The sequence below is a fragment of the Marinobacter nanhaiticus D15-8W genome (assembly GCF_036511935.1).
Taxonomy (GTDB): Bacteria; Pseudomonadota; Gammaproteobacteria; order Pseudomonadales; family Oleiphilaceae; genus Marinobacter_A; species Marinobacter_A nanhaiticus.
Genome location: NZ_AP028878.1, coordinates 2,076,550 through 2,103,360, shown reverse-complemented (window position 1 = coordinate 2,103,360; position 26,811 = coordinate 2,076,550). Strand labels below are relative to the sequence as shown.

At 58.1% G+C, this 26,811-nt stretch carries 22 protein-coding genes; 13 read left to right on the top strand and 9 right to left on the bottom strand.

The genetic code is table 11. From position 1 onward, the window contains the following. Window positions 1–137 precede the first annotated feature (137 nt). Together RE428_RS09475 and RE428_RS09470 are read right to left on the bottom strand one after the other, a co-directional pair. Complete coding sequence (locus RE428_RS09475; RefSeq protein ID WP_004581762.1) at window positions 138–1,352, bottom strand: argininosuccinate synthase; 1,215 nt, start codon at window positions 1,350–1,352, stop codon at window positions 138–140. A gap of 176 nt (window positions 1,353–1,528) precedes the next feature. Next, a complete protein-coding gene (locus RE428_RS09470) occupies window positions 1,529–2,437 on the bottom strand; it encodes a flagellar protein MotY (protein WP_040883377.1) in 909 nt (302 codons plus the stop codon). Window positions 2,438–2,605: 168 nt separating this feature from the next. On the opposite strand from RE428_RS09470, the gene pyrC reads away from it, so the two are divergent. Next, window positions 2,606–3,646, top strand: a complete 1,041-nt coding sequence (pyrC, locus tag RE428_RS09465; protein ID WP_004581760.1) for a dihydroorotase — start codon at window positions 2,606–2,608, stop codon at window positions 3,644–3,646. A 79-nt stretch (window positions 3,647–3,725) separates the two neighbouring features. Further along, a complete protein-coding gene (gene rnt, locus RE428_RS09460) occupies window positions 3,726–4,358 on the top strand; it encodes a ribonuclease T (protein WP_004581759.1) in 633 nt (210 codons plus the stop codon). A 66-nt stretch (window positions 4,359–4,424) separates the two neighbouring features. On the opposite strand, the gene RE428_RS09455 is transcribed toward rnt, so the two are convergent. Next, complete coding sequence (locus RE428_RS09455) at window positions 4,425–6,410, bottom strand: SDR family oxidoreductase (RefSeq protein ID WP_004581758.1); 1,986 nt, start codon at window positions 6,408–6,410, stop codon at window positions 4,425–4,427. Window positions 6,411–6,857: 447 nt separating this feature from the next. On the opposite strand from RE428_RS09455, the gene RE428_RS09450 reads away from it, so the two are divergent. Next, window positions 6,858–7,157 carry a hypothetical protein gene (locus tag RE428_RS09450; RefSeq protein ID WP_004581757.1) on the top strand — a complete coding sequence of 100 codons (300 nt, stop codon included), beginning with the start codon at window positions 6,858–6,860 and terminating at the stop codon, window positions 7,155–7,157. 129 nt (window positions 7,158–7,286) lie between these two features. Further along, on the top strand, window positions 7,287–10,115 hold the full coding sequence (locus RE428_RS09445; RefSeq protein ID WP_004581756.1) for an insulinase family protein: 2,829 nt from the start codon (window positions 7,287–7,289) through the stop codon (window positions 10,113–10,115). A 75-nt stretch (window positions 10,116–10,190) separates the two neighbouring features. On the opposite strand, the gene mtnA is transcribed toward RE428_RS09445, so the two are convergent. Further along, window positions 10,191–11,267, bottom strand: coding sequence for an S-methyl-5-thioribose-1-phosphate isomerase (gene mtnA, locus RE428_RS09440; protein ID WP_004581755.1), 1,077 nt, complete (start codon window positions 11,265–11,267; stop codon window positions 10,191–10,193). Between the two features lie 247 nt (window positions 11,268–11,514). Here mtnA and RE428_RS09435 point away from each other — a divergent pair, with 247 nt between their 5' ends. From RE428_RS09435 to rdgC, 8 genes are all read left to right on the top strand, one after another. After that, complete coding sequence (locus tag RE428_RS09435) at window positions 11,515–12,846, top strand: TRZ/ATZ family hydrolase (protein WP_040882602.1); 1,332 nt, start codon at window positions 11,515–11,517, stop codon at window positions 12,844–12,846. A 31-nt stretch (window positions 12,847–12,877) separates the two neighbouring features. Next, window positions 12,878–13,627: a bifunctional 2-polyprenyl-6-hydroxyphenol methylase/3-demethylubiquinol 3-O-methyltransferase UbiG gene (gene ubiG / locus RE428_RS09430; RefSeq protein WP_004581753.1), complete on the top strand. Its 750-nt coding sequence runs from the start codon at window positions 12,878–12,880 to the stop codon at window positions 13,625–13,627. Between the two features lie 3 nt (window positions 13,628–13,630). Continuing rightward, entirely contained in the window at window positions 13,631–14,311 is a 681-nt protein-coding gene (locus tag RE428_RS09425) for an HAD-IA family hydrolase (protein WP_004581752.1), read from the top strand. A 179-nt stretch (window positions 14,312–14,490) separates the two neighbouring features. After that, window positions 14,491–15,237, top strand: coding sequence for a YciK family oxidoreductase (locus RE428_RS09420; RefSeq protein WP_004581751.1), 747 nt, complete (start codon window positions 14,491–14,493; stop codon window positions 15,235–15,237). Window positions 15,238–15,254: 17 nt separating this feature from the next. Further along, window positions 15,255–15,506: a glutaredoxin family protein gene (locus RE428_RS09415; RefSeq protein WP_004581750.1), complete on the top strand. Its 252-nt coding sequence runs from the start codon at window positions 15,255–15,257 to the stop codon at window positions 15,504–15,506. A gap of 141 nt (window positions 15,507–15,647) precedes the next feature. Next, the gene (gene yaaA, locus RE428_RS09410; RefSeq protein WP_004581749.1) at window positions 15,648–16,421 is read left to right on the top strand and encodes a peroxide stress protein YaaA; all 774 of its coding nucleotides are present in this window, start codon (window positions 15,648–15,650) and stop codon (window positions 16,419–16,421) included. A gap of 30 nt (window positions 16,422–16,451) precedes the next feature. Next, entirely contained in the window at window positions 16,452–16,652 is a 201-nt protein-coding gene (locus tag RE428_RS09405; protein WP_004581748.1) for a DUF2788 domain-containing protein, read from the top strand. Window positions 16,653–16,771: 119 nt separating this feature from the next. Continuing rightward, window positions 16,772–17,707 carry a recombination-associated protein RdgC gene (gene rdgC, locus RE428_RS09400; protein ID WP_004581747.1) on the top strand — a complete coding sequence of 312 codons (936 nt, stop codon included), beginning with the start codon at window positions 16,772–16,774 and terminating at the stop codon, window positions 17,705–17,707. 245 nt (window positions 17,708–17,952) lie between these two features. Here rdgC and RE428_RS09395 read toward each other — a convergent pair whose 3' ends face one another. After that, complete coding sequence (locus RE428_RS09395; protein ID WP_004581746.1) at window positions 17,953–20,688, bottom strand: bifunctional acetate--CoA ligase family protein/GNAT family N-acetyltransferase; 2,736 nt, start codon at window positions 20,686–20,688, stop codon at window positions 17,953–17,955. A 232-nt stretch (window positions 20,689–20,920) separates the two neighbouring features. Here RE428_RS09395 and RE428_RS09390 point away from each other — a divergent pair, with 232 nt between their 5' ends. Beyond that, window positions 20,921–21,847, top strand: a complete 927-nt coding sequence (locus tag RE428_RS09390; protein WP_004581745.1) for a histone deacetylase family protein — start codon at window positions 20,921–20,923, stop codon at window positions 21,845–21,847. 279 nt (window positions 21,848–22,126) lie between these two features. Here the strand turns inward: RE428_RS09390 and fliS are convergent, their stop codons facing one another. From fliS to RE428_RS09370, 4 genes are all read right to left on the bottom strand, one after another. Further along, window positions 22,127–22,528 (bottom strand): flagellar export chaperone FliS, encoded by a 402-nt coding sequence (fliS, locus tag RE428_RS09385; protein ID WP_004581744.1) that lies wholly within the window; start codon window positions 22,526–22,528, stop codon window positions 22,127–22,129. 42 nt (window positions 22,529–22,570) lie between these two features. Next, window positions 22,571–24,553: a flagellar filament capping protein FliD gene (gene fliD / locus RE428_RS09380; protein ID WP_004581743.1), complete on the bottom strand. Its 1,983-nt coding sequence runs from the start codon at window positions 24,551–24,553 to the stop codon at window positions 22,571–22,573. Between the two features lie 215 nt (window positions 24,554–24,768). After that, window positions 24,769–25,191 carry a flagellar protein FlaG gene (locus tag RE428_RS09375; protein ID WP_004581742.1) on the bottom strand — a complete coding sequence of 141 codons (423 nt, stop codon included), beginning with the start codon at window positions 25,189–25,191 and terminating at the stop codon, window positions 24,769–24,771. A 73-nt stretch (window positions 25,192–25,264) separates the two neighbouring features. Continuing rightward, window positions 25,265–26,695 carry a flagellin N-terminal helical domain-containing protein gene (locus RE428_RS09370; protein ID WP_004581741.1) on the bottom strand — a complete coding sequence of 477 codons (1,431 nt, stop codon included), beginning with the start codon at window positions 26,693–26,695 and terminating at the stop codon, window positions 25,265–25,267. Window positions 26,696–26,811: the final 116 nt, after the last annotated feature.

Sequence of the window (26,811 nt, the reverse complement as noted above, 5' to 3'; positions counted from 1 at the left end):
GAGTGGTGCATCACTTTCTTTTTCATATCGCAAGCAACTGATTTTAATTGACTTTTATTATTATCAAGCAATTCAAAGACAAAAAAAGAGCCGCCCCGGTGGGGCAGCTCCCGATACGCAAAACAGGTCGTACCCGTTTAACTCAACTTGCGTCCCTTGCTCGCAGCAATGCGCAGACGCAGGGCGTTCAGCTTGATGAAACCCTCGGCGTCTTTCTGATCGTAAGCGCCCTGATCTTCCTCGAACGTGGCGATTTTCTCGTCGAACAGGGAGTCCTCGGATTTCCGGCCAACGACTTCCACGTTGCCCTTGTAGAGTTTGAGACGGACCGTCCCGTTGACGTAGGTCTGGGTTTCGTCGATTAGCGCCTGGAGCGCCTGACGCTCTGGCGACCACCAGTAACCGTTGTAGATCACTTCAGCGTAGCGCGGCATCAGGCTGTCTTTCAGGTGAGCCACTTCGCGATCCAGGGTAATGGACTCGATCGCGCGATGGGCTCGGAGCATGATGGTGCCGCCCGGGGTTTCGTAGCAGCCTCGGGACTTCATGCCCACGTAGCGGTTCTCGACGATATCGATACGGCCGACGCCGTTCTCGCCACCCAGCTTGTTCAGGTTGGCCAGGACTTCGTGGGGTTTCAACCGCTCACCATCGATGGCCACGATGTCGCCTTTCTCGTAGGTCAGCTCAATGTAGGTCGGCCTGTCCGGCGCCTGCTCGGGGGCGACACTCCACCGCCACATATCCTCTTCGGCTTCGGTCCATGGATCTTCCAATACCATGCCCTCGTAGGAGATATGCAGCAGGTTGGCGTCCATGGAGTACGGCGATTTGCCCTTCTTCTTCTCGACCGGGATGTTGCGTTCCTCGCAATAGGCCAGCAGCTTCTCGCGGGAGTTCAGGTCCCACTCGCGCCAGGGTGCGATCACATGCACCCCAGGCTTCAGTGCATAGGCGCCCAGCTCGAAGCGTACCTGGTCGTTGCCCTTGCCGGTTGCGCCGTGGGAGATTGCATCCGCACCGGTTTCGTTTGCGATCTCTATCAGGCGCTTGGAGATCAGCGGGCGGGCAATGGAGGTACCCAGCAGGTACTCGCCCTCATAAACAGTGTTGGCTCGGAACATGGGGAAAACGAAGTCTCGCACGAACTCTTCGCGCAGATCTTCGATGTAGATTTCATTGACCCCCAGCGCTTCGGCCTTGGCGCGGGCCGGCTCGACTTCCTCGCCCTGCCCCAGGTCGGCTGTGAAGGTCACGACTTCACAGTTATAGGTGTCCTGAAGCCAACGCACGATGACCGAGGTATCCAGGCCACCGGAATAGGCTAGCACTACCTTTTTGATGTTCGACATGCCCATGCTCCGATTCAATAAATGAACAGACGCTCCTCGCCGCAACACGGTCAAAGGGAGCATCTGGAATTCGACGAAGGGCGTTATTGTACGGCAGCGCGGGCCGGCATCCAATTGGATCGGCGGGAAAAGGCGATATGTCGGCCGTCAGGGACGGCTGATGGTAGCGTTCGCGTCTACCCGTTGACCCGGGGATCCAACTCCGCGCCGGCTCGCTGGAGAGTACGGCGCTCCTCCCCTTGCCTCTCGAGCCTGACGGTCGTGCGACGATTATCCGAAGCACTTGAAGAGGCCGGATAACGCTCCCCGTGATAGCGCGTCACGATAAGCTCTTGGGAGAGCCCGTTCGCCGTCAGGTAATCGGTCACGGCATTGGCGCGTTGTTCTGAAAGCGTCCGGTTGTGAATGCGGCTGCCACTGCTATCGGTGTGCCCATCCACATAGATCTGGCTTATGGTGCTGTCCGCCTGGACAAACTGGATGATCAGGTCGAGGCGATCCAGGTCCGCATTGCTGAGTTCGGCGCTGTCCAGTTTGAAGCGAATGCGTGAGCGCTGGATCTGGTCATAGTTGACCGGCAACAGGCTTGCCGTGCACGTCCTATAATCGTTGAACGTCGCAGGGAAGTTGATATTGGACACACTGACCCGAACCGGCTGTGGCGAATAGCGGGCTTCACTGGTGACCGTCGGCGCCATACCGGACATCAACCCCTGCACCATTGCCATGGCCTGCGCAGTCTCAACGCTGACAGACCGACGGTCGTCAGTCACCTGCACCGCGCCCAACGGCCTTGGGGTGGCGCCAGGCCGCCAGCTGGGCGCCTCGATATTCAGCGATGCCCGACCGGTCTTCATGAGGCGGATGTCCGATTCCAGGAAGAACTTCAGATCTTCTCCCGCCCGATGCTGGAAAACTGCCCGTCCGTAGCCCGGCACCTCATGTGTCAGAGTGCAACTGAACACGGAGGATGCGAGATACCACTGGCTGTTTTCGATACCGGCACCAAAACTGGCGGCTTCACTGCCGACGGCAGGAATGCCGAGCAGCGGCAGGATCATAAGGGTTCGGATTGTCTGTCGCATCGCAGGGCCATCGGATTTGCGTAAGTTAGCGTCTTTACCCTTATCGGCATCGCCCGGCCAATCTTTAGTCCATCCGTACCAGAAATTGGGACTCGTCATCCGAAGCTCATGCCGCTTCTGGTATACTGCGCCGCAAACCGAATCACGCTTCAGGACGCAGGACGATCCATGACCACGACTTTGACGCTGACCCGCCCCGATGACTGGCACCTGCACGTTCGGGACGGCGAGGTCCTGGCCGATACCGTGCCGGCTACGGCCCGCTGCTTCCACCGCGCCATTATCATGCCCAATCTGGTACCGCCCGTGGTCAATGCCGAGCAGGCATTGGGCTATCGTCAAAGGATCCTTGATGCCCTGCCGGCAGATACATCGTTCGATCCGCTGATGACGCTCTACCTGACGGAACAGACGACGCCGGGCGACATCCGCGAAGCGAAGGATGCCGGCGTGGTTGCAGCCAAGCTCTACCCCGCTGGCGCCACGACCAATTCCGCGTCCGGTGTCACCGATCTCCGTAAGATCGACGATGTACTCGCCACCATGAGCGAGTGCGGCATGCTTTTTCTTGTCCATGGCGAAGTGACCGACAATGACATCGACATCTTCGACCGCGAGAAAGAATTCCTCGATCGGGTGCTGGCACCCACCCGGGAGCGTTTCCCGGAACTCAGGATCGTCCTGGAGCACATCACTACGGCCGATTCGGCGGAATTCGTGCGCAACAGCGACCGCAACCTTGGCGCGACTATTACGCCGCAGCATCTGCTGTACAACCGCAACCACATGCTGGTTGGTGGCATACGTCCGCATCTGTACTGCCTGCCGATCCTCAAGCGCCAGCGCCACCAGCAAGCGCTACAGGACGCCGTAGCCAGTGGCGACTCTCGCTTCTTCCTGGGTACAGATTCCGCACCCCACGACACCAGCCGAAAAGAGTCCGCATGTGGCTGTGCTGGCTGTTTTTCTGCCCCGGCTGCGATCGAGCTTTACGCCGAGGCTTTCGACGATCTGGGCGCACTCGACAAGCTCGAGGCCTTCGCCAGCTTCAACGGCCCCGATTTCTATGGCCTGCCGCGGAATACCGATACCATCACCCTGGTCCGGGAGCCCTGGACTCAAGCCGCATCACTGCCGATGGGCTCAGGTTCAATCACCCCGTTGCGCGCCGGCGAAGCGATTCGCTGGCGGCTTCAGGACCGGGCATAATCAAGCAAGCGTATAAGCAACTACCAGTCATCAACAGTAAGGGTATTCAGTGATCGAGGAAGAAAAGCCGACGTCTCCTATGGCCGCACGGTTCAGGGGGTTCCTGCCCGTAGTCGTCGACGTGGAAACCGGTGGATTCAACTCCCGGACTGATGCCCTGCTGGAAATCGCCGCCGTACTAATCGACATGGACGACGACGGCTGGCTGACCCGAGGCGACACCCTCGCCCACCATGTGCATCCATTCGACAACGCCAACCTGGAGCAGACGGCCCTGGACTTCACCGGCATCGATCCCTGGGACCCGGACCGGGAAGCTGTCCACGAGCGTGACGCATTGGCGGATATCTTCAGCCCCATCCGCAAGGCCATCAAGAACAACGGCTGTAAGCGCGCAGTGCTGGTAGGCCACAACGCGACGTTTGATCACAACTTCCTGTTCGCCGCAGCGGACCGTTGCGGCATCAAACGCAATCCCTTTCACCCGTTCTCCACGTTCGACACCGCAACCCTCGCCGGGCTGGCTTATGGCCACACGGTGCTGGCCCGCGCGTGCAAACTGGCCGGTATCTCGTTCAGCAACCGCGAGGCCCATTCGGCGGCTTATGATGCGGAAAAGACAGCGGACCTGTTTTGCCGAATCGTCAACCGCTGGAAGGAGCTGGGCGGCTTCCCGCCGCCATTCGCTGAGCTGGCAGATGAGATGGAGTAAAACCAAAAAACCCCGCCGCGGCGGGGTTTTCGTTTTCTCGGGACGCTAGACTCGCGAAACGCGAGACTACCAGTAAATACCCCGCATAATTGCCGCAAAGGCCACCTGCTCGGTAGAAACCTTCGGCTTCTCCGCGCGGCGCGCACCGGAGGCCATGGCAGAATCCGGGAACATCCGATAGCCCGTGTTCATCACAATCTCGCCCATTTTCGGCGCCAGTGCATGTAGCACCTGGGCGAACACTCCCAAACGCGTGGCAATGCGCTTGGGTCGGTGGACGATGGCTTCGGCCACCATATCCGCAGCCTCGTCCGGCGTCAGGGTCGGTACCTGGTCGTAGATCTTGGTCGGCGCAATCATCGGCGTCTTCACCAAGGGCATATTGATGGTGGTGAAGGTGACGTTACGGTCGGACCATTCCGCCGCGGCACAACGACTGAAGGCATCCAGGGCCGACTTGGAGGCAACGTAGGCGGAAAAACGTGGCGCGTTGGTCAGCACACCGATAGACGAAATGTTAACGATATGGCCGCGGCGACGCTCCAGCATGTTGGGCGCAAAGCCCATGATCAATCGTACCGAACCGAAATAGTTCAGTTGCATGGTGCGCTCGAAATCATGGAAGCGATCGAAGGACAGATCCAGGGAACGACGGATCGAACGCCCGGCGTTGTTGACCAGAACATCTACCTGACCATGATTGTCCAGCACGGTCTTCACGAACTCGTCGCACTGGTCCATATCCGAGAAATCGCACTGGTAGGGATGCACACTGGCGCCGCGCGCTTCCAATGATTTGGCCACTTCCTTGAGTCGCTCCGGCTTACGCGCGCCTATCACCAGGATCGCCCCCGCATCGGCTAACTTCTGCGCGGTCGCCAGACCGATGCCCGAGGTCGCACCAGTGATAACGCAAACCCGACCTTCCACGGTGCCCCTGAGCGTACGGTCCTTGAAAAGATCCGGATCCAGATGGCGTTCCCAGTAATCCCAAAGCGTCGCAGCGTAATCGGTCAGTCGGGGGACCTGGATATCGGTTCCTTTGAGTACGCGTTCGGTTTCGCGCGCATCGAAACGGGTTGGATAGTTCACAAAGGACATTACCGAGGGCGGGATGCCCATGTCGTCCAATACCGCACTGGTCAGGCGCCGCACCGGAGGCAGGTTCTTCAGGCTTTGACGGATAAAAGGGGGTATGAAGCCGAACATTCGGCTATCTACCCGCATCGCCATCCGCGGCGCGTGTCCGGCCTCGCAGAAGATATTGAGGATTTCGCCAACTTTGTACGGGTCCGGATCGACCAGGTGGAAACAGTTGCCGTCCTCACCGTCCAAATGGGCGATATGGTCCAACGCATCGACTACGAAATCCACGGGCACGATATTCAGGCGACCGCCCTCGATACCGATGGTCGGTACCCACTGGGGCAACGCTGCGCGGATCTTCTGGATCATCTTGAAGAAGTAATAGGGGCCGTCGACCTTGTCCATCTCACCGGTCTTGGAATGACCCACGACCATGCCCGGCCGATAGATCCGGAAGGGGATCTTGCACTCGTAGCGGACCACTTTCTCTGCATCGTGCTTGGTCTGCAGGTAGGGATGGTCGAGCTTTTCTGCTTCCTCGAACATATCCTCCCGGAACGTCCCCTTGAACATGCCCGCCGCGGCAATGGAGGACACGTGATGGAAGCACCCGGCATTCATCGCCTGCGCCGCCTCGACGGCCTGATGGGTGCCATCGATGTTGGCTGCACGCTGGGATTCCTCGTCGGCGCCCATGTCATACACCGCCGCCAGGTGGAAGAAATGCCGAACATTGCCCTTGAGGCTCTTCAAGGTCGCTTCGTCGATACCGAGGTTCGGTTGGGTCAGGTCGCCTATCACTGCCTTGAGACGTGACTCGTCAACCCCGTAACGCTCGCGAAGACGCTCCACCTTTGCCAGCGACTGCTCGCGTACCAGAACGTGGACCGTCCCCCCACGATTCAGCAGCTTTTCAACCAGAAACCGACCGATAAACCCGGTTCCACCCGTCAGGAAATATTCCATAGTTTGCCCATCCAGTTATTGCTTTTGTTTGGAACTTTCACTCGTCCCCTAAAATTCGGTCGCATTGTACTCAAGTGCAGTGTGCAAGTATCGCTATTTATTAGAGCATTTGCTCTTTAAGCTCATGTTTTTAAATTAGATTATTTACTCTAACCACGCCAGCGAGGGCTGCAACTGAACGATGGAGCCGGGGCGACTAAAACGGACAACAAACGCTCGCACCCTTCCGTTTGCACCGTACTTTGAGACTAGCACAACGCCATGCGCCCGCACGCTGGCAAGGGGTGTTGGTTGACCTTGGCCACACACAGTCAACACCATAGATGCCATACCTGTGACAATAACAGCACCCGATGCGCAAGAGCGCAGATTTTCGGGACCCATTGCATGCATCCGGCCATACGGAATGCCATAATCCGCGGCCTTTGAACTTTTTGGGAGTGCACCATGTCTCAGAGCAACGCCAACTCCGAGCGTTACATCAAGATTGCCCGCGCCTGCCTGCGGGCCATTAACGCGTCGGCAACCAGCGGTGAGAGCCGGGAACAGCAGATCCAGAGCGTCTACGATGCGATCGATGACGCCTTCCAGGCGGAGTTCCAGGACTATCGCGAGTCGGTTGCGGTTATGGGCTCGGTACTTGAGCGGATCGCCTCGGGCCAGTTGAGCGGCGATGCTGCCGCGGACCTGGCACGCAAGACGCTATCCGGCTCAGGACACAATATTGAGCAGAAACCGATCCACTGATCGGTGCGGTTCGCAAGACGGACCGGCTCAATATATATCACCGCTTTTTTGCAGAGAATTCGTATGTTTTGGCCAACTGGTTAATACCAAGACCAATTGGTTAACATCACCAAGAGGAGTTCCGTGTAGATGCGTCATGCGCGCCCTGTCCGCTTTTGGTTCCAATCCAGTCTGTTTGCCCTGCTCTTTCTCGCTGTTGGTTTCGCCAACGCAGCAGTCCAGCCCATCAAGAGTCCCAACGATGAGGCCCAATACCGCTACCTGACGCTGGACAACGGGCTGGACGTCCTGCTGATCTCGAACCCGGACGCCGATAAAGGTGCAGCGGCAATGAACGTCGCGGTGGGGAGCGGCGACGACCCGAAAGACAGGGAAGGTCTAGCGCATTTCCTCGAACACATGCTGTTCCTGGGCACCGAAAAATACCCCAAAGCCGGCGAATACCAGCAGTTCATCGCCAGCCACGGCGGCAGCCACAACGCCTTTACATCGTTCCAGGACACCAACTATTTTTTCGACGTTCAGGCCAAATACCTGGAACCTGCCCTCGACCGCTTCGCCCAACAGTTTTCCGCTCCGCTGTTCACGATGGACCTTGTCGGGCGGGAAATGAATGCGGTGCACTCGGAATACTCATCCAAACTCCGCGAAGACAGCCGCCGTTTCTTCTCTGCGGAGAAGGCAATCTATAACCCCGACCACGCTTACAGCCATTTTGCCGTCGGCAACCTCGATACCCTGGCCGACCGCCCCGACGATCCGATTCGCGAAGATCTGGTCGAATTCTGGAAGACGCACTACTCAGCCAACCTGATGTCCCTGGCCGTCTACGGCAAGCAGTCCCTCGGCGAGCTGGAGAAGATGGTGCGGTCACGCTTTGCTGCGATCGAAGACCGGGAACTCAACGCCAAAGCGCATACGGCGCCGCTGTTCAAACCCGGCTTCCTGCCGGCCCTGATGCAGGTCGAGTCAATCAAGGATGTGCGGAAGCTGGAACTGGTCTTTCCGCTTCCCTCCCTGCGTGACGATTACGCAGTCAAGCCTGCGGGCTACGTCGCCAACCTGCTGGGCCACGAGGGTCAAGGCAGCCTGCTCAATGTGCTGAAGACAGCGGGGCTGGCTGACAGTCTCTCCGCCGGTCAGGGTATGGATACCGGATACGAGAGCAGCCTGCAGATCAGCATGTCACTCACGCCGAAAGGCCTTGAAGAATGGCGCACGGTGGTCGACCTGACTTTCGACTACATCAGTATGGTTCGTGACAACGGTATCAAGCGGCATTATTTCGAGGAAATCCAGCAGCTATCCGAGATCGGCTTCCGTTTCCAGGAAGCGTCTGAGCCGATCCACAAGGTCAGCCGGCTGGCGATGCAGATGCAGCAGGTGGCGCCGGAGGATGTCCTGCAGGCCCCATGGATGATGGAAGAATACACGCCGGAAAAATACCGGATGGTATTGGAAAAACTGAATCCGCAGAACGTGTTGATCACGTTGCTTTCGCCTGAATCGCTGCCGAAGGACGCTCCACGCACCCAGTGGTACGACACCCCTTACCAGGTCAAGACGCTGGAAACCGGCGACCTGGGTAAGGCGCCAGAGAAGCTGGAAGCACAGCTCGGATTGCCGGAGCCCAACCCGTTCATTCCGGAGAACTTCGCCATGGTCGAAGGTGAGACCATGCCGCACCCGGTCGCGCTCGACGTGCCGGGGACGCCTCAGATCTGGTACGCGCGTGACACACGTTTCGGCGCCCCCAAGGCAAACGTCTACCTGAGCCTGCGTTCACCCGAGACCCGGGATTCGGCCCGCGGCCAGGTGCTCACCAGCCTGCTGGTGGACAGTATCCGCGACAACCTCAATGCCTACGCCTATCCGGCCCAGCTCGCTGGCCTGGACTACGCGGTCTACAACCACCTGCGGGGTGTCACCCTGCGGGTCGGTGGTTATGACGACAAGCTGCACGTGTTGCTGCGCCGGATCATGACTCAGGTGGCCGAGCCGGAGATCGACCCGGAACGCTTCGAAATCAACCGCAAGCAGTTGATAGACGACCTGCGCAACCAGAGCAAGGCCAAGCCCGTCCAGCAGGCGACGTATCAGCTCCAGAATACGCTGATCGAAGGGGCATGGCCCGCCGAAACCAAGCTGGAAGAAGCGAAGTCGATCACCCTTGAGGAGCTGCGGACCTTCGCACGCAACTACCTCAACGATGTGGATCCGGTAATGCTCGCCCACGGCAACCTGACCGAGGCCAGCGCCATCAACCTCCAACAGCAGGCCAACGCCATCCTGTTCGGGAATAGCGATATTGTGGAGGTGCCCCGCAGCGGCATCCGGGATCTGCCGGAAGGCCTGACGGACATGGCGCTGCAGGTCGATCATCCGGATACCGGTTATGTCCTTTACCTCCAGGGTGCCTCCACACGGTTTGACGAACGTGCCCGCTACGCGGTACTGGCGCAGATCATCAGCGCGCCCTTCTATGAGCGCCTGCGTACACAGCAACAACTCGGCTATATCGTCTCCGCATCGTCCTATGAAATGCTGGAAGTGCCGGCTTTGGGGTTCATGGTGCAATCGCCTTCGGCCGATATGGCAACGATCGATGAAGCTGCAACCAGCTTCTTTGCAGACTTTAGCAAGACGCTGGACAACTTCAGCAAAGAAGATCTGGAGCGTGAGAAGCAGGCTGTACTGAGCCAGCTACTGGCCCAGGATCGGCGGCTCGGCGAGGTGTCTGAACGGTATTGGCGCGAGATCGACCGTGAGCAGTATGACTTCGACAGCCGTGAGAAACTGGCAGACGCCATCCGCAATGTGACGCTGAAGGATATCCAGGACACCTACCAAGGTGCGGTGGATCCGCGCACCGATGCGCTAAGAGTCTTTACCGGCCCCGACCTCAAGGAAGATAGTGAGGGGCTGGACGCTCTGCGCAGCGCGCGCTTCGTATACTAGTTAAGGAAGCGGCCGGCGGACTGTGGGTAATCCTCAGCCCCGCCGGCCAAGGCTTTCAGGTTGTCGCTGAGAGTCTTAGTCCCGGGTTGCGAACATGGCCTGCATGGCATCGCGATCCGGTCGTTCGATTACCCCTTTTTCGGTCACGATGGCATCGACGAGTTCCGCCGGCGTCACGTCGAAGACCGGGTTGAAGACATCGACGCCGTCGGGCGCAATCGAAACGCCCCGCACCGCACGCACCTCGGTGCCGTCGCGTTCCTCGATCGGAATATCCTCCCCGGACGCCAACGCCATATCCACCGTGCTCGACGGTGCAACGACCATAAAGCGGACCCCATGATGGCGGGCCAGGATCGCCAGGTTGTACGTGCCAATCTTGTTGGCCACGTCACCATTGGCGGTAATACGATCTGCGCCGACGATCACCCAGCGTACGTCGCCCTGGCGCAGGATCTGGGCTGCGGCACTGTCCGCATTCAGCGTTACGGGAATGCCCTCCTGCTGCAGCTCCCAGGCGGTCAGGCGGCTGCCCTGGAGCCAAGGCCGTGTCTCGTCCGCGTAGACACGTTTAAGACGGTTGGCATGCCAGAGGCTGCGCACCACGCCTAGCGCCGTACCATAGCCACCGGTGGCCAACGCGCCGGTGTTGCAATGGGTCAGTACGGCCATGGGCTCGTCCCCCATTACCGATAACGCGTGACGCCCCATCAGTCGGTTTGCAGCCACATCTTCGGCATGGATAGACTCCGCTTCGCCGGTCAGCTTGGCAATGGCCTCGGCGGCCGATTGGCAGGCCTGGAGGCGGGTTTTCATTCGCTCAAGTGCCCAAAAAAGATTGACGGCCGTCGGACGGGATTTCGCCAGTACCTCGATGGCGACCTCGATGTCGGCTCGCCAATCCTTCGTATCGCCAGCCTGATGAGCAGCCAGGACCACACCATAGGCGGCGCTGATACCTATTGCAGGCGCACCACGCACAACCATATCCCGTATAGCGTCCGCTACGGCGCTGGCGTCCTTGTAGGTGAGCCAGATTTCCTGGTCGGGCAACTGGCGTTGGTCCAGCAAGGCAAGATGATCACCGTGCCAGATTATGGCCAAAGTGCCCAGATGGTTGGAGTCCGGATTGGGAACGCAGTTTTCAGTCATGAGAACGAAGGTCCAGGAAAGCGGAAATTCAAAGCCGAAGTATAACGGGTAAGCCGCCGGGCGAAACAGTCGGGTGGCTGGTTCGACATGCCTCGCACCGCTATACTGGCGGGCACTCCGAGGGGCGTCGGCGGTCTACAAAATGACTGCAGCACCGGCCCCGCGTAAATCCGTACAAGCCAGCATCTGGGCCCGTCGCCATAATAGCCCTAACGAGGAAGAAGGCTTGGCCGTCACAGAGAAAGACATGACCGCAGACACGATCACCGCAGTCGACACGCGCATCAATGCCCGCTGGATCATTCCCATAGTGCCCTCCGGCACCGTGCTTAACGAGCATGCGTTGCTGATCCAGGGAGACCGGATCGAAGCCATCCTGCCCCAGGCCGAAGCCGACCAGCATTACCGTGCCAGGGAGACCCTGAACCTGAACGATCACGTGCTGCTGCCGGGACTGATCAATGCCCATGGGCACGCCGCCATGTCGCTGATGCGGGGCATGGCGGATGACCTGCCGCTGATGACCTGGCTGAACGACCATATCTGGCCGGCGGAGGCCAAGTTCGTCAGCCCCGAGTTCATTGCCGACGGCACCCGCCTGGCCATAGCCGAGATGCTCCGCACCGGTACGACCTGCTTCTCGGATATGTACTTCTTTCCCGAGGTTGCTGCACAAACGGCCTCCGATGTCGGGATCCGCAGCCAGATCTGCTTCCCGGTGCTCGATTTCCCGACGGCCTGGGGCGATGGTCCGGACGACTACTTGCGCCAGGGCGCGGATCTGATCGACCAATGGCAGAACCACAGCCATGTGCGCATCGGCATCGGCCCCCACGCCCCCTACACCGTTTCCGATGGCCCGATCCGGGACCTGATCCGTTTATCTGACGACAAACAGGTCCCCATCCAAATCCACCTGCATGAGACGGCCTTCGAAGTCGCCGATGCGCTGGAAAAAAGTGGGACCCGCCCGTCACAACGACTGGCGGAGCTCGGACTGCTGACACCACACACGCAGTGTGTGCATATGACCCAGGTGGATAGCACGGATCTTATGCTCCTTGCCGAGAGCGGCGCCCACGTTGTCCACTGCCCGGAATCCAATCTCAAGCTGGCTAGCGGTTTCTGCCCGGTGGACAAGCTCCAGAAAGCGGGGGTCAACGTATCTATCGGTACCGACGGTGCAGCCAGCAATAACGATCTCGACCTGTTTGGCGAGCTCGAAACGGCAGCCATGCTGGCCAAGGCTGTTGCCGAAGATGCAGCTGCGCTGTCCGCGCATCAGGCGCTGGCAATGGCGACCATCAACGGTGCCCGCGCCATGGGGCGCGAGAAAGACATCGGATCCCTCGAAACAGGTAAAATGGCCGACGTGATTGCTATCGACCTGAGCGATCCGTTCAACCAGCCCATCTACGATCCGGCGTCCCACCTGGTCTACAGTCAGCATGGCCGCCAACTGAGCCATAGCTGGATTGGCGGCGTACCCCAGGTCCAGGATGGCAAATTGACTCGCATTGATGTGCCGGATCTGATGCTCAAGGTTTCACATTGGGCGAAGCGCATCCGGCAGGGTTGAGTCCACCGTTTATCACAGGAAAGATGACACCATGAATACGAACAATTCTGGCGGGAACGATGGCTTTAGCGGACAGAACGTCGACCAGAACGAAATCGCCAAGTTCGAGGCCCTGGCTAACCGCTGGTGGGATCCGAACAGCGAGTTCAAACCCCTGCATGAGATCAATCCGCTGCGCCTTAACTACATCGATGAACGCGCGCCCCTGCCCGGCCGTAAGGTGTTGGACGTAGGCTGCGGCGGCGGCCTGCTCAGCGAAGGCATGGCCCAGCGCGGCGCTCATGTAACGGGGATCGACCTCGGAGAGGCGCCGCTTTCGGTTGCCAAGCTCCATGGGCTGGAATCAGGGGTAAAGGTGGATTACCGCCGCATTGCCGTTGAAGCGTTGGCGGAGGAGCCCGAGCACGCCGGACAGTACGACGTGGTGACCTGTCTGGAGATGCTGGAGCATGTGCCGAATCCGGCATCAATAATCCAGGCCTGCGCAAAACTGCTCAAGCCCGGCGGCGATCTGTTCGTTTCCACCATCAACCGCAACCCCAAGTCATTCCTGTTTGCGATCGTAGGCGCCGAGTACGTGCTCAATCTCCTGCCCAAGGGGACCCACGAATGGCGCAAGTTCATCCGTCCGTCAGAAATGGCAGACTTCCTGCGCCACGCCCATTTCGAGGTGGCCGATCTGACCGGTATGACCTATAACCCGTTGACGAAGATCTACAAGCTCGGTCGCGATGTGGACGTCAATTACATGATGCACGCCCGACTCGACGGGCGCTCGTAAACCATGAGCCAGGCTGAGCGATTCCCGAAACCGCACGCGGTGCTGTTCGACCTGGACGGCACCCTGATCGATACGGCACCGGATTTCGTGCGCTGCCTGAACGCCGTACGCCAGCGTTATCAGCTCCCGCACTTGCCCGAACTGGAAATCCGGGAGGCCGTCTCAGACGGTGCCCGCGCGATGATCCACGTGGGCTTCGGCCTGTCGCCGGAAGACGACGACTATTTCGACCGGCATAGCGAGTTCCTCGATCTCTACGAGAGTGAAATTGCGGTCGAAACCCGCCTCTTCCCGGGTATGGACGAACTACTGGGCTGGCTGGAAGAGGAACATATCGCCTGGGGCATCGTGACCAACAAGCCTCGGCGATTCAGTGTACCGTTACTTCAAGCGCTGGATTTGTCCGACCGCTGCGACGCCCTGGTTTGTCCCGATGATGTCTCTGAGCGCAAACCCCACCCCGAGTCCCTGCTGCTGGCAAGTCATTTGCTCCAGGTGGAACCGACGGGCTGTATCTACGTGGGCGATCACATCCGCGATATCGAGGCGGGTCGCCGCGCCGGAATGACCACCATCGCCGCCCGTTACGGCTACATCAAGCATCCCGGTACCATCCCGGACTGGAAAGCGGATTTCGTGATCGACTCTGCCGGCCATTTGCTATCGATGCTGCGTAACCGCTAACCCTTCCAAACCTGAAGCCCGCTATTTTCCTGATCTGCCCGGGGGAACGTCGTACCGGTAACCGGGGTAAGATCAGGCGCAAAATCAAGACTGAATCAGCGGCATCAGACCGTTACAATAACCGCAACGAAAGGTCGCCCGACAAGATGCTATGGCGGCCCAAACAGGAGATTGTCGCTATGTTTGAATACCAGGCACCGTCCGACCTGTTGAAGGATCGGATCATCCTCGTGACGGGCGCAGGCGACGGCATTGGCCGATGTGCAGCCAAAACCTATGCAGCCCACGGCGCCACGGTCATCCTGCTTGGCCGTACCCTGAGTAAGCTGGAATCGGTCTACGACGAAATCGAAGCGGCCGGGCATCCACAACCGGCCATCGTACCGATGAACCTGGAGGGAGCGGCCGTTAAGGACTACGAAGAGATGGCCATGACCATCGAGGAATCCTTCGGTCGTGTGGACGGTGTTCTTCACAATGCCGCCCTCCTGGGACAGCGCACGCCTATTGAGCTCTACGACCCGGAAACCTGGGACCAGCTGATGCGGGTCAACGTGACTGCGCCATTTCTCCTCTGTCGGGCGCTGATTCCGGCTATGCGCAATTCCGAAGACGCGTCGATCATCTTCATGTCCTCCAGTGTCGGCCGAAAAGCCAAGGCCTACTGGGGCGCGTACGCCGTTTCCAAGTTTGCACTGGAAGGCCTGAGTCAATTGCTGGCCGACGAACTCGATGACGAGCGCCATAACATTCGCGTGAATAGCCTCAATCCCGGCGCAACCCGAACCAACATGCGTGCCCATGCCTACCCAGCAGAGAATCCGGTCAACAATCCAACGCCGGCCGAGATCATGCCGGCCTTTCTCTACCTGATGGGCCGCGACAGCCATGGCGTGACCGGCCAACAGATCAACGCCCAGGGATAAATCCGCAGGAAAATAGAATGCAGCTGTTGTTCTACACGACCGAGCACTGTCACCTTTGCGAACTGGCTGAAGCGCTACTGGTGCAAACACCAATGGATCCACCCATTCCGGTGGATGTCGTGGATATCGCCCAGTCCGACGCTCTGGTTAATCGCTATGGCACCCGCATCCCGGTGTTGAGGCGCGACGATATCGGTGAGGAGCTTGACTGGCCGTTCACCCAGGAAGAGCTGCTTGCCTTTCTCGAGCGTAAACCGACGAGACACTGAGATGCCCGAGCACTCGTAAACAGTCGCAACAGATCAATAGCCAAATCCAATCGCTATTCTGTTAAATTATTGGTCGGCGTTATAGAAACCTGATGACTTCCGGCCAAGATCGGCGGAACCCGAAAGACGAGGATTGCAGACATGCTGATGGTGATTTCACCGGCCAAGAACCTGGATTACGAAAGCCCGCTGGCGACCAAGACCTACACCCAGCCGCAGTTCCTGGACGATGCCTGCGAGTTGATCGACCAACTCAAACCGTTGGAGCCGCACCAGGTGAGCAACCTGATGGGTATCAGCGAGAAGCTGGGCGAGCTGAATGCCGAGCGCTACCAGCAGTGGCATACTCCCTTCACACCGGATAACGCCCGCCCAGCCGTTCTGGCTTTTAACGGCGACGTCTACACCGGCCTGGACGCGCCCTCTTTCAGCGAGGACGATTTCCAGTTTGCGCAAAAACACCTACGGATTCTCTCCGGTCTTTACGGTATCCTTCGTCCGCTCGATTTGATGCAGCCCTACCGCCTGGAAATGGGCACCAAATTCGAGAATTCACGCGGCAAGGACCTGTATGCGTTCTGGGGCAACAAACTGACCAATGCCCTCAATGACGAGTTGGCCGATGAGGGCGAGGTGCTGATAAACCTCGCCTCCAACGAATACTTCAAGAGCATCAAGAAGCAGGCGCTAAACGCCCGGATCATTACGCCGCAGTTCAAGGACTGGAAGAACGGGCAGTACAAGATGATCAGCTTCTACGCGAAGAAAGCCCGTGGCCTGATGTGCGCATACGCTATCAAGAACCGGATCGACGATCCGGAAAGCCTCAAGGACTTCGACGTAGCCGGTTACCGGTTCAGCGACGAGCAGTCCAGCGGCGATAACTGGGTTTTCCTGCGTGACGAACCAGCTTGAGTGCTCGCTCTCAGATAATCGGAGCCATGAATGAGTGAAGCCGTCTTTTCTGAAATTGCCATGTATGTGCTGCTGACGGCACTGATTGTCTACATGGGGTTTATCGTCTGGGACCTCGCAAAAAAATCACAAGCCGGCCGGTTTGGCACCATTGCTCTGTTTACCGTGCTGGGTGCCGGTGTGGTTGGCTTTATCATCAAGACCATCCTGGTCGAGGTTATGCAGCTCTAGCGAGTGGTTAAGCGTAGCCTGGGCTGCGCCACCATAGTGGTCAGGATTTCCTAGAGGGAACGTCCGGCCTTCCGCACGTACTGCCAATTCAATAACGATCTAATCAGGGAACAATCTGAATGTGGTTTCGTAACGCCCGAATCTACCGTTTCACCAAACCTTTCGACGTCAGTGTCGAAGAGCTGGAAAGCAAGCTGGAAGAAGACGCCTTCAAACCCTGCGGCCCGCAGGAGTCCTTCCGCCAGGGCTGGGTCGCTCCGCTGGGCCGGCATGGCGTGCAGAAGGTCCATAGCGCCAACGGCTACCATCTCGTGGCCCTGCGCAAGGAAGAGCGCGTATTGCCGGCAGCGGTGATCAAGGAAGCCGTTACCGAACGGGTCGAAATGATCGAATCGGAGCAGATGCGCAAGGTTCCTCGCAAGGAAAAGGAGGAGATCAAGGAAGAGCTCACCCAGGAAATGCTGCCCCGCGCATTTACCAAATCCAAGCGCACCTTCGCCTATCTGGCGCCGAAGGACGGCTTCATGATCGTGGATGCGGGCTCCGACAAACAGGCGGAGGAATTAGCCACAACCCTGCGCAAGGCGCTGGGCTCCCTGCCGATTCGTCCGCCCGCCCTTGAACAGGCGCCGACCTTTACATTCTCCGGCTGGCTGAACGAGACCATCGACCTCCCCTCGACGTTCTCCCTGGGCAACGAATGCGAACTGAAGGATACGGGCGAGGAAGGCGGCGTGGTTCGTTGCAAGGGCCTGGATCTACTGGGCGATGAGATCCGCAATCACCTGAACGCCGGCATGCAGGTCACCAAGCTGTCACTGGGCTGGGAAGATAGCCTCACCTTCGTACTGGACGAGGAACTGGCCCTGCGCCGCCTGAAGTTCGGAGATACCTTCCAGGAAAAGCTGGACGATATCGACGCGGACGACGCTGCCGCCAAGTTCGACGCTTCGTTTACGCTGATGACGCTGGAACTGGCGCGCCTGATTCCTGCGTTGCTGGAGGCGCTGGGTGGTGAGGACCGGTCGGCGATTGTCGAGGAAGACGCGGCTTAAGCACCATAAGCACAATAGTCGGCGCTTTTATTCCTTCGGTCCCGGAGGTTGCATCCGGCAGTCCTTCGGACTGCTCCGAAGCTGAAGCGTCGGCTACATTTCCCAGCTAACTCGAGTATGTAGCAGAAGCTTCAGCTTCTGAGGCGCCGAAGGTGCCCCCCCGGCGCGGCGGTCTGAAACGCCGACAAACCTGCGGACGACGCCAAAGCCGAAACGCCGCCGTATTTCGGCTTAGTTGTTGTCCACTAACTCCTCAAACGCTCCCGCTTCCAATCCGTCTCCGGCTCATTCAAGGGCAGCCGCAGGTCCATCACATCCTCTTCCATGTTGTAGGTGATCTCAAACCCGAGTCGACGGGCCAGTGCCAGCATTGGCTGGTTATCCGACAACACGTTGCCGATCATCTCCACCGTGCCCCTCGCACGGCAATAATCGATCATCTTGCGCATCAGCGTGTAGCCCAGGCCTTCACCTTTCATGTGGTCACGGACCATCACCGCAAACTCGCACTGGATGTTATCCGCATCGGTCCACACCCGCACGGTGCCGAGAGTTTCCTCGCCGCTGCCGTCTTCCTTCTCGGCATTGGCGACAAAAACCATTTCCCGGTCATAGTCGATCTGGACCATCTGCGCGATGTCTTCGTGGGAGAAATGCTTACGGTATTGGAAGAAACGGTAGCGGATGGACTCCGGCGACTGAAGGTGATGAAACTCCATGTGGGAGGGTTCGTCCTCCGCCAGCACAGGCCGCAGGATCACGCGACGACCGGATTTCGGCAACACAATCCATTCTTCCAGTTCCCTGGGATAAGGCTGGATGATGGGCCGACCAGGCTCTTTCGCCAGATCGATTGCCACGTCGACTGCAACGGCGCCATGCCGGTCGAACAGCAACGGCAGAATTTCCACCCCCTTGATATGGGGAATGTCGATCACGATCTGCGACAGGGTCACCAGGGTTTCGCAGATCGCCCGGATGTCTTCTTCCGGTTGGAGGCTGTATTCCCGCAGCAGCCGGTACATGTAGGTCCGGCGCAGTAGCTCCTTGGCTAGAACCATGTTCAGCGGTGGCAGCGCGATCTGGCGATCGGTCATCACGTTCACACTAGCGCCAGCGGCACCGCAGACCACCAGGGGACCGAAAATGGGGTCGCGGGTAATGCCGACACTGAAGGCGATACCCCCCAGGTGCTGATAGGTGCGCTGTACTGCAAACCCGAGGAATCCGCTACGCGGGAAATGGGCCTGATACTCTTCCATCAGTATGTGGCAGGACTCGATGATCGCCGACTCGCTGTTCAGCCCCTGGATCGTTGCCTTGTAGCGCCCGCGCCCGGTCTGCTCTTCCATGAATGGATGACAGGAACGCTCGTGGATAAGCGTTACGTCGACGGGGCGGCGCTCCACCTGGAAGCTCTCCACGACGCCTTCGATATCATCGCAATAGACGGTATCGACAGTGCGGATGCCGTAGTCGCCGATGACCGCCCTCGCCTCGCTGTTGGACAGGTGATTGCGGCCAGCACGATGGGCTTTCATCACGATCTTGCGCGCCTGGGCGCGATCGGCGAAGTGATCGGTGAAGGACTCCGGCGTCTCCCGCAACAAGCGCTGGACCCGCTGGTGATGCACGTGTTGCATGAATGCCTTGACTGCCTTCTCCGGCGAAAAGAACGACGGAATCCCCGCCCTATAGAATTCATCCCGTGCGTCCAACACGGTACTTTGCCCCAGCCAGCAGGTGAAGATATTCAACCGCGTGCCCTTGCTCGCCTGCACGACCGCATCTGCAATTTGCAGGCTGTCTTCGGTCAGGCTGGGCGCATACATCACCAGCACGTTGGAGACGTTCGGATCCTTGGCCAGGATGCGGATCGCCTCGGCGTAGAGCTCCGGGGAAGCATCGTAGTTCAGGTCGATGGGATTCTTGCGCGTCCAGTAGGGCGGCAGATGCTTAGCGAGGGCCTCGATGGTTTCGTTGGATAGCGTCGCCAGCTCGCCGTGCTCCCCGGCCAGGCGATCCACCGCCAGCACCCCGGGGCCAACACCGTTCGCCATAATGGCCAGCTCTTCACGGCGTACTGGACGCATGCGGGTCAGTGTTTCGAGCGCATCGAACATCTGCCCCAGTCCGTCGACCCGAAGGACACCAGCCCGGCGCAGGACGGCATCGTAAATCGGGTCGGTGCGTGTTACGCCGACAGGCAACTGGACCGGCAACCATTCCGACTCCGGCACCCGGCCACTCTTTACCGCAATGACCGGCTTGGTCCGAGAAGCCACCCGGACCGCGGACATAAAACGGCGAGGATCCGGGATGCTCTCGAGATGCAACAGGATTGCCCGGCATTGGGAATCCTGTGCCAGGTAATCGATCAGGTCGTCATGCCCGATATCCATGCCGTCGCCGAGAGTCAGGAAGTGCGAGAAACCCACACCCCGGGCGAAAGCCCAGTCGATAATGGAACTGGCCACGGTACCGGACTGGCCGACAAACGCGACCTTGCCCGGGATCGCCCCCATATGGGCGTAAGTGGCGTTCAGACTGCGAGCGGGCACCATCAAACCAATGGTGTTGGGGCCCAGCACCCGTATGCCGCTTTCACGCGCAGCATCCCGGACGGAGTACATCAGTGGCTGGCCAGTCTTACTGTGGGCCCGGGACAGACCCCCCGTCATCACAATGGCGGTTTTAACACCCGCTTCCCCCAGTTGCCGAACCATCTTCGGAACCGTATCAGGTGGCGTACAGACGATCGCCAGCTCCGGCTTGAAGGGCATCTTGGCGACCTTACGGACGCACGGCACCCCGTGGACATTCTGGTATTCGTTGCGGTTGACGACCAGGAGTTTGCCCGGAAAGCCGCCCGCCATCAGGTTCCGCAAAACCATACCGCCGAGGTTTTCGGCGCGCTCCGATGCCCCGGTAATGACGATGGATTCGGGATTGAACAGGCTTTCCAGATACCGCGTACTCACGTCGACGTCTCCCCTTTTTATCAGCCCTAATGTTAGGCCTTAAGCCGGCGTTTTAAAACGAAACCTTTCAGGTATCGAACCATCGGTCTGCATTACGGGCAAAAACACGCCTGGCAGTAAGGAACCAACCGAACAAAACGCCACCAAAAAGCGGCTAACCCTGTTAACATGGAATCGATGAAGCCAACAAATAAGACATGAAGAGCCGCTTCGCCACAGGACTTCCCGCATTATGACGACCGCCTTTTTCTTCCATGATGACTTCCTGAAACACGATATGGGACCGGAGCATCCGGAATCCCCGGACCGGCTGAACGCGATCGTCAGCTATCTCGCGGATACTGAACTGGAGCAGAAACTGGACTGGGTACGGCCAGACGAGATCACCCATGACCAGCTCTTGCTGGTTCATCCGGAGCGCTACCTACAGCAGTTGGACATGATGCAGCCCACCCGCGGGCGAGTCTTCACCGATCCGGATACCGCCATGACGCCCTACACATTACGTGCGGCGCGGCTGGCTGCGGGCGCCAACATCCAGGCGGTGGACATGGTGATGTGCGGCCAGGCAACCAATGCGTTTATCGCCGCCCGCCCGCCCGGCCATCATGCCGAGCGCGGCAAGTCCATGGGCTTCTGCTTCTATAACAACGTTGCCCTGGCGGCCAAACATGCCCTGACCTTCCACGGCCTCGAGCGCGTTGCCATCATCGATTTCGACGTGCATCAGGGGAACGGCACGGTCGATATTGTCCAGGGTGACGAGCGAATCCTGATGTGCTCCAGTTTCCAGCATCCGTTCTATCCGCATTCCCACGTGTACCGGCTGCCAGAAAACATCATCAATACACCGATCCTCGCCGGAACATCGGCAACAGATTACCGCAAGAAGGTGGAGACGGAATGGCTGCACCGGCTGCAGGATTTCAAACCCCAGCTTGTACTCGTTTCAGCGGGCTTCGATGCCCATAAAGCAGACCCGCTCGCGGAGCTCCAACTGGAAGCCGAAGACTACCGGTGGCTCACTGATCTGATTACGGGCGTAGCGGGCGATTCGGCCGACAATCGTGTCGTTTCAACCCTGGAAGGGGGCTACCATTTGAAGGCATTGGCTGAGGGCGTGACGGCTCACCTGGAAGGGCTATGCGCCATCGACTGACCGGCCAGCACCGTGGCTAAACAGATGGAATGTTAGTATGGCGGGGTTATAGCCTCGCACGAATTTCAGTAAAGGCGGCACGGGCTGGCGCACACGACTAAAGAAGAATTCTGACAGACCGTCGAGACCGAATTTCAGACGAGTAAACGGCATGACGCTTGGGGTTCGGGTAACAACCATTTATCGGGCAAAGACGCCCGCATCTTGATGAGCATACAAGGGGAGCTGGACACCCAGCTCAGCTTCCCCAACGCAGCCGTCTACAGAGGTCAATACTAATCAGACGGCAGCTTGCTGACCGCTCAGAACCTCACCGCGGATGCCATCCCACCCTTCTTTGATCTGGCGCAGCAGACGGGCCACTTCATCGAGCTTTGCTGCGTCGTTGTAGCGATTGGCCTCGAACAACGTGCGCTCCATGTAGTCATAGAGGGTTTCCAGGCGCTCGGCCAGTTCACCGCCCTTCTCGAAATCCAGGAAACTGCGCAGGCCACCCACGATCTCCATGGTCTTGCTAATTAGCCGACCTTTACCTTCAAAGTCTTTAGCCTGCATGCGAGCCTTCGCCATATTGATACGCTCCAGCGCTCCGTCGTAAAGCAACTGGATCAGTTTGTGCGGATCGGCATCGACGATGCTGGTCTGGGTATTCACCCGCTGGTAAGCCTGTAAACCATTCATATTCAACCTCTCATGTGGCCACGCCTAGGCGCCGGCTTTCACTTAATTGTCGCTACTGTTGTTCGGAGCCAACGCTGCAAGCTGCTGACTAATGTAATCGCGTGTGTTGTTGAGTTGGGCAATCAGCGAATCTGCGGCGCTAAATTGAGAAACCAGCCGTTCTTGGTAGGACGTCATCCGCTCTTCCAGAGCTGCACGGTCCTCCGCAATTCGCTCCAATTCCGTTTGCAGGCCGTCGGTCCTGCTCTCGAGAACGCCGTCTGCACCCAAAATATCAGTAACCAGATTAACGGTTCGTTCACCAATACCTTCTACGAAAGTGATAGACCCCCTCGATCCGGTCGTCTCGCCCGTAACGCGGACCTGGAGTCCAGCCGGTCCGGAGCCTGAGCCCTCCAAATAGAGAACCTGGCCATCACCACTTGCAGCTCGTCCGCCTATAGTACCCGCGACATCCTGACCAACCGTGCCAGTTGCAACCGAAAGGCCCAGTTCCGAGCTGCTATTGGTATCGACCTTGGTCAGACTGACGTTCGACTCACTACCGTATTTGTTCGAGGTGAAGTTGAAAGTTCCGGTACCCCCGTCGAATTCGACCTTAACCGACTGCCCTTTGGCGCTTAATCCCGCACTCGAGTTCAACTGCGTTTGGATTTCTTCCGCCAGAGCCTCCCGCGTGTATGTTCCTGCGGTTAGCTTGATACTTACTGAAGTCGAGCCGTCTACCTCAAATGTGAGGTCGTCGTTATCCGTATTGATCGTCACATCACCGGAGCCCACATTTGCGCTCTGCAACCGCCCTTGTGTCGCCGCCTGGGTTATTTCAATCGCGTAGTCGCCCGGCTCAGTATTCAACCCGCTCCTTACAAACTCTACTTGCGGATCGGTCGCACGGCCTTGCTCGGCAAATAAAGCAGTCACATCGTCCGGGCTGGACTTTAGTTTCTTCTCGAACGTCTCACGGTCAAACGACAGGCCTCCCGTTTTATAGTCTGTCGTGATACCCACATCGGCCAAGGTTCGAACGGATGCATTCTCAAGACCTGGCACTACGCGCGTAAGAACGTTGCGGAGCTGGCTCTGGATATTCCTGACCGTGGCGTCGCCAGACAGCAGGCCGCCTTGCCCTGTTTCGGCGTTGAAACCCGCAAGCCCATCGATGGTCTGCTGCAAGGCATTGAATTTATCTACGAACGCTTGAACCCGATCAGCAACCGCGCCTGTGTCTTGCTCCACTTTGACAACAGAAGTAGCGCCTTCCTCAGCGACCTCGAACGTCAAACCATCGATGACATTCTCGATCGAATTAGTGGGTCGGGTGATCGCTATGCCATTAACTTGCACCTTGGCATCTTTCGCAGCGACAGTTTCTGTCAGATTCTGATTCTGGGAATCGAAGGCAAACTTCGAAAGCCCCATACCATCGTCCAGGGACCCATCGCTATCGCTCACAGTGATAGAGATAGCATTGTCTGTACCGGTTTCCTCGGCAGACATAACCAAACGGTACCCATCACCAGTGTCGATGATGCCAGCCGTTGCCCCGAGGCCAGCCTCGTTTATCGCGCCGGCCAACCCCTGAAGGGTGTTGTTAGAGCTATCGATCACAATGGACTTGGTCTCGCCGGCAACATTCAGAGTCAGCGTGCCGGAACCGATTGCCGTACTGTCTTTGTCCTCGAAGCTTCCAGAAGCTAGCGACTGTGCCTGAGCCAGGCTATCCACTTTGACTGTATAACTGCCTCGGCTTGCCTTTGTGCTATCCACGCTTACGGCAATATCGTCGTTGGAGGTTGTCGCCGAAAAAGACTTCAGGTTATCGGGAGAACTCAGTTGACGCATGGGGAGGCGCAATTCTGTTATTGCGCTACGCAACGTGCCATAGGCAGAAATCAAGGCTTCTGCACGCTGCTGATTAAAATTAAGGCGATCGGTAGCCGGTTTCCTTTCCGCAGCTACAAGCTGTTCCACCAGATCCGAGTTGAGGACCCCAGAACCTATACCGAGTGACGAAATACCTGCCATATCGAAAGCCTCCCCGAGAAGGCGCCATAATCCATTTGTATGCTTATCGGCCGAAAGCGGCAAATCTTTGCCCCTCACGCCGTCGAATTTGTAACAAAATGTTGAGCGTCGGACTCACTTCCTGGTCGCCCGAAACGCGAACACCGCCGGCTCCTCGCGGAGGCGGCGGTGCTGAAATACCGCTATTTAACGTCTGGGTAAAACCGGCAAAGGCACTACACTTCGATGTTAAACAACGTCAGCGGTTCTTCCTGCTGCAAATTTTCGGCCAACCTCAGAGCCACATCATCAGGAATTTGCCGAATGACTTGGTCTGTCTGCTGATCGACAACGCGCACAATGGTCTTTCCAGAGTCATTATCCACTTCAAACTGCAGGTCACGCTGGACAGTCTGAACAAAGTCATTCAATCGGGAGACGGCTTGGTCGAGCGACTCCCGCTGTGTATCGCGCTGCTCCTCCAACCGATCGACCCTGGACTGGGCTTCGCCGGAAAGTGCAACAGAAACACCGGGTTCCTGGACTCGAGCGGAAGGCTTGTTTCCTTCTGCCTGAGGTGACGCAGACGCCCGAGCCGGAGCTTGCTCACTGGAGCGAACCAGCTTCAAATCCGGGCTGTTCAGGTTTACGTCATTCATAGCTCACCTCGCTAGCATGTCACGGCGGAAAGCCGGTCCCCGAAGGGGACCGGCCATTACCGCTCTACCCCTATTACTGCAGGAGGGACAGAACCTGCTGCGGGCGGGCGTTAGCCTGCGCCAGGACAGAGATACCAGCCTGCTGCAGAACCTGGGACTTGGACAGCTTCGCAGTTTCAGCGGCGAAGTCTGCGTCCAGGATCCGGCTGTTTGCAGCGCTCAGGTTCTCTGAGGTCGTCTGCAGGTTGGAGATGGTGCTTTCCATACGGCTCTGAAGGGCACCAAACTTCGCACGCTGCGAGTTCACCGCGTTCAGAGCAGAGTCAACAATGGCGATGGCGTCAGTAGCACCAGAAACCGAAGTGATATCCAGCTCTGAAACCTTTTCCAGATCAGAGACCTCTGAAGCAGCGGTTACAACTTCACCCGCAGTAGTCGCAGAGAGGCTGAACGAACGGTCTGAGTCGAACGTAACTTCGCCGGTCAGAGTCAGTTGTTCACCGTCCGCAGTAACACTTTGACCACCCATCGTCACGGCACCTGCCTGAGCACCGTTTGCCGTAATCGAGATGTTTTCGCCCTTGGCGTTCGTCAGAGTGATGCCGGTAGCATCATCATTTACCTGAGCAGTAACACCTGTCTTGGACGTTGCATCGTTGATCGCCGTCACGGCAGCGCTAAGCGCGCTCTGGCCGGTGCCCGCACTCAGCGAGAAAGAAACAGTTACCGCGTCCGAATTATCCGATTGAATATCCAGGCTGTATGCGCCACCAGCTGCAAAGGTTGCGTCAGCTGAAGTACGAGCGGAAGCCGTGACGCCAGTCACATCAGAGATGTTGTTGACCTTCTTGGCCACATCCGCAGCGCTATCGCCCGCCGCAGTGTCAAAGGTATCGGAACCGAGAGCACCGTTAACAGTGACTGTTTCCGCCGTAGCAACCCTACCGACCGCATCTGCGGTTGCTGAAGCCGCAGCGCCGTCTACGCGTTGCAAGCCGTATTGGTTCGTACGGAAGTCAGCAGTGGTGGCAGAAATGGTCTCGTTGGCGTCGGCTCCAACCTGGAATACCGCAGTTCCGAAGGAACCATCAAGAAGCTTCTTGCCGTTAAACTCAGCTGTATTGGCAATACGGTCAAGCTCGGAGACCAACTGGTTCACTTCGTCTTGCAGCGCCTGACGGTCAGAGGCTGAGTTGGTTTCGTTGGCAGACTGAACCGACAGATCACGGACCCGCTGGAGGATGTCACCGGCTTCACCGAGGGCACCTTCAGCTGTCTGGGCCAAGGAAATACCGTCGTTCGCATTTCGTTGTGCAACGCTCAAACCATTAATCTGGGACTGGAAACGGGATGAAATTGCCAGACCTGCCGCATCATCTTTTGCAGAGTTGATGCGAAGACCAGACGAAAGACGTTCGAGCGCCTGGTTTGAAAGACTCTGTGACTTGTTCAGTTGGTTCTGTGCGCTAAGGGATGCGACGTTTGTATTGATACCGAGAGCCATGATGCTTCTCCTAAAACCTATTAAGTTTCTCTTGGAAGAGGTCTGGCGCCCGTTCTCGTTTATTGGGTGCGCCGCCCTGCTGTAATGCTTAGCGGCGCATCCCGGGAATCCTTTAG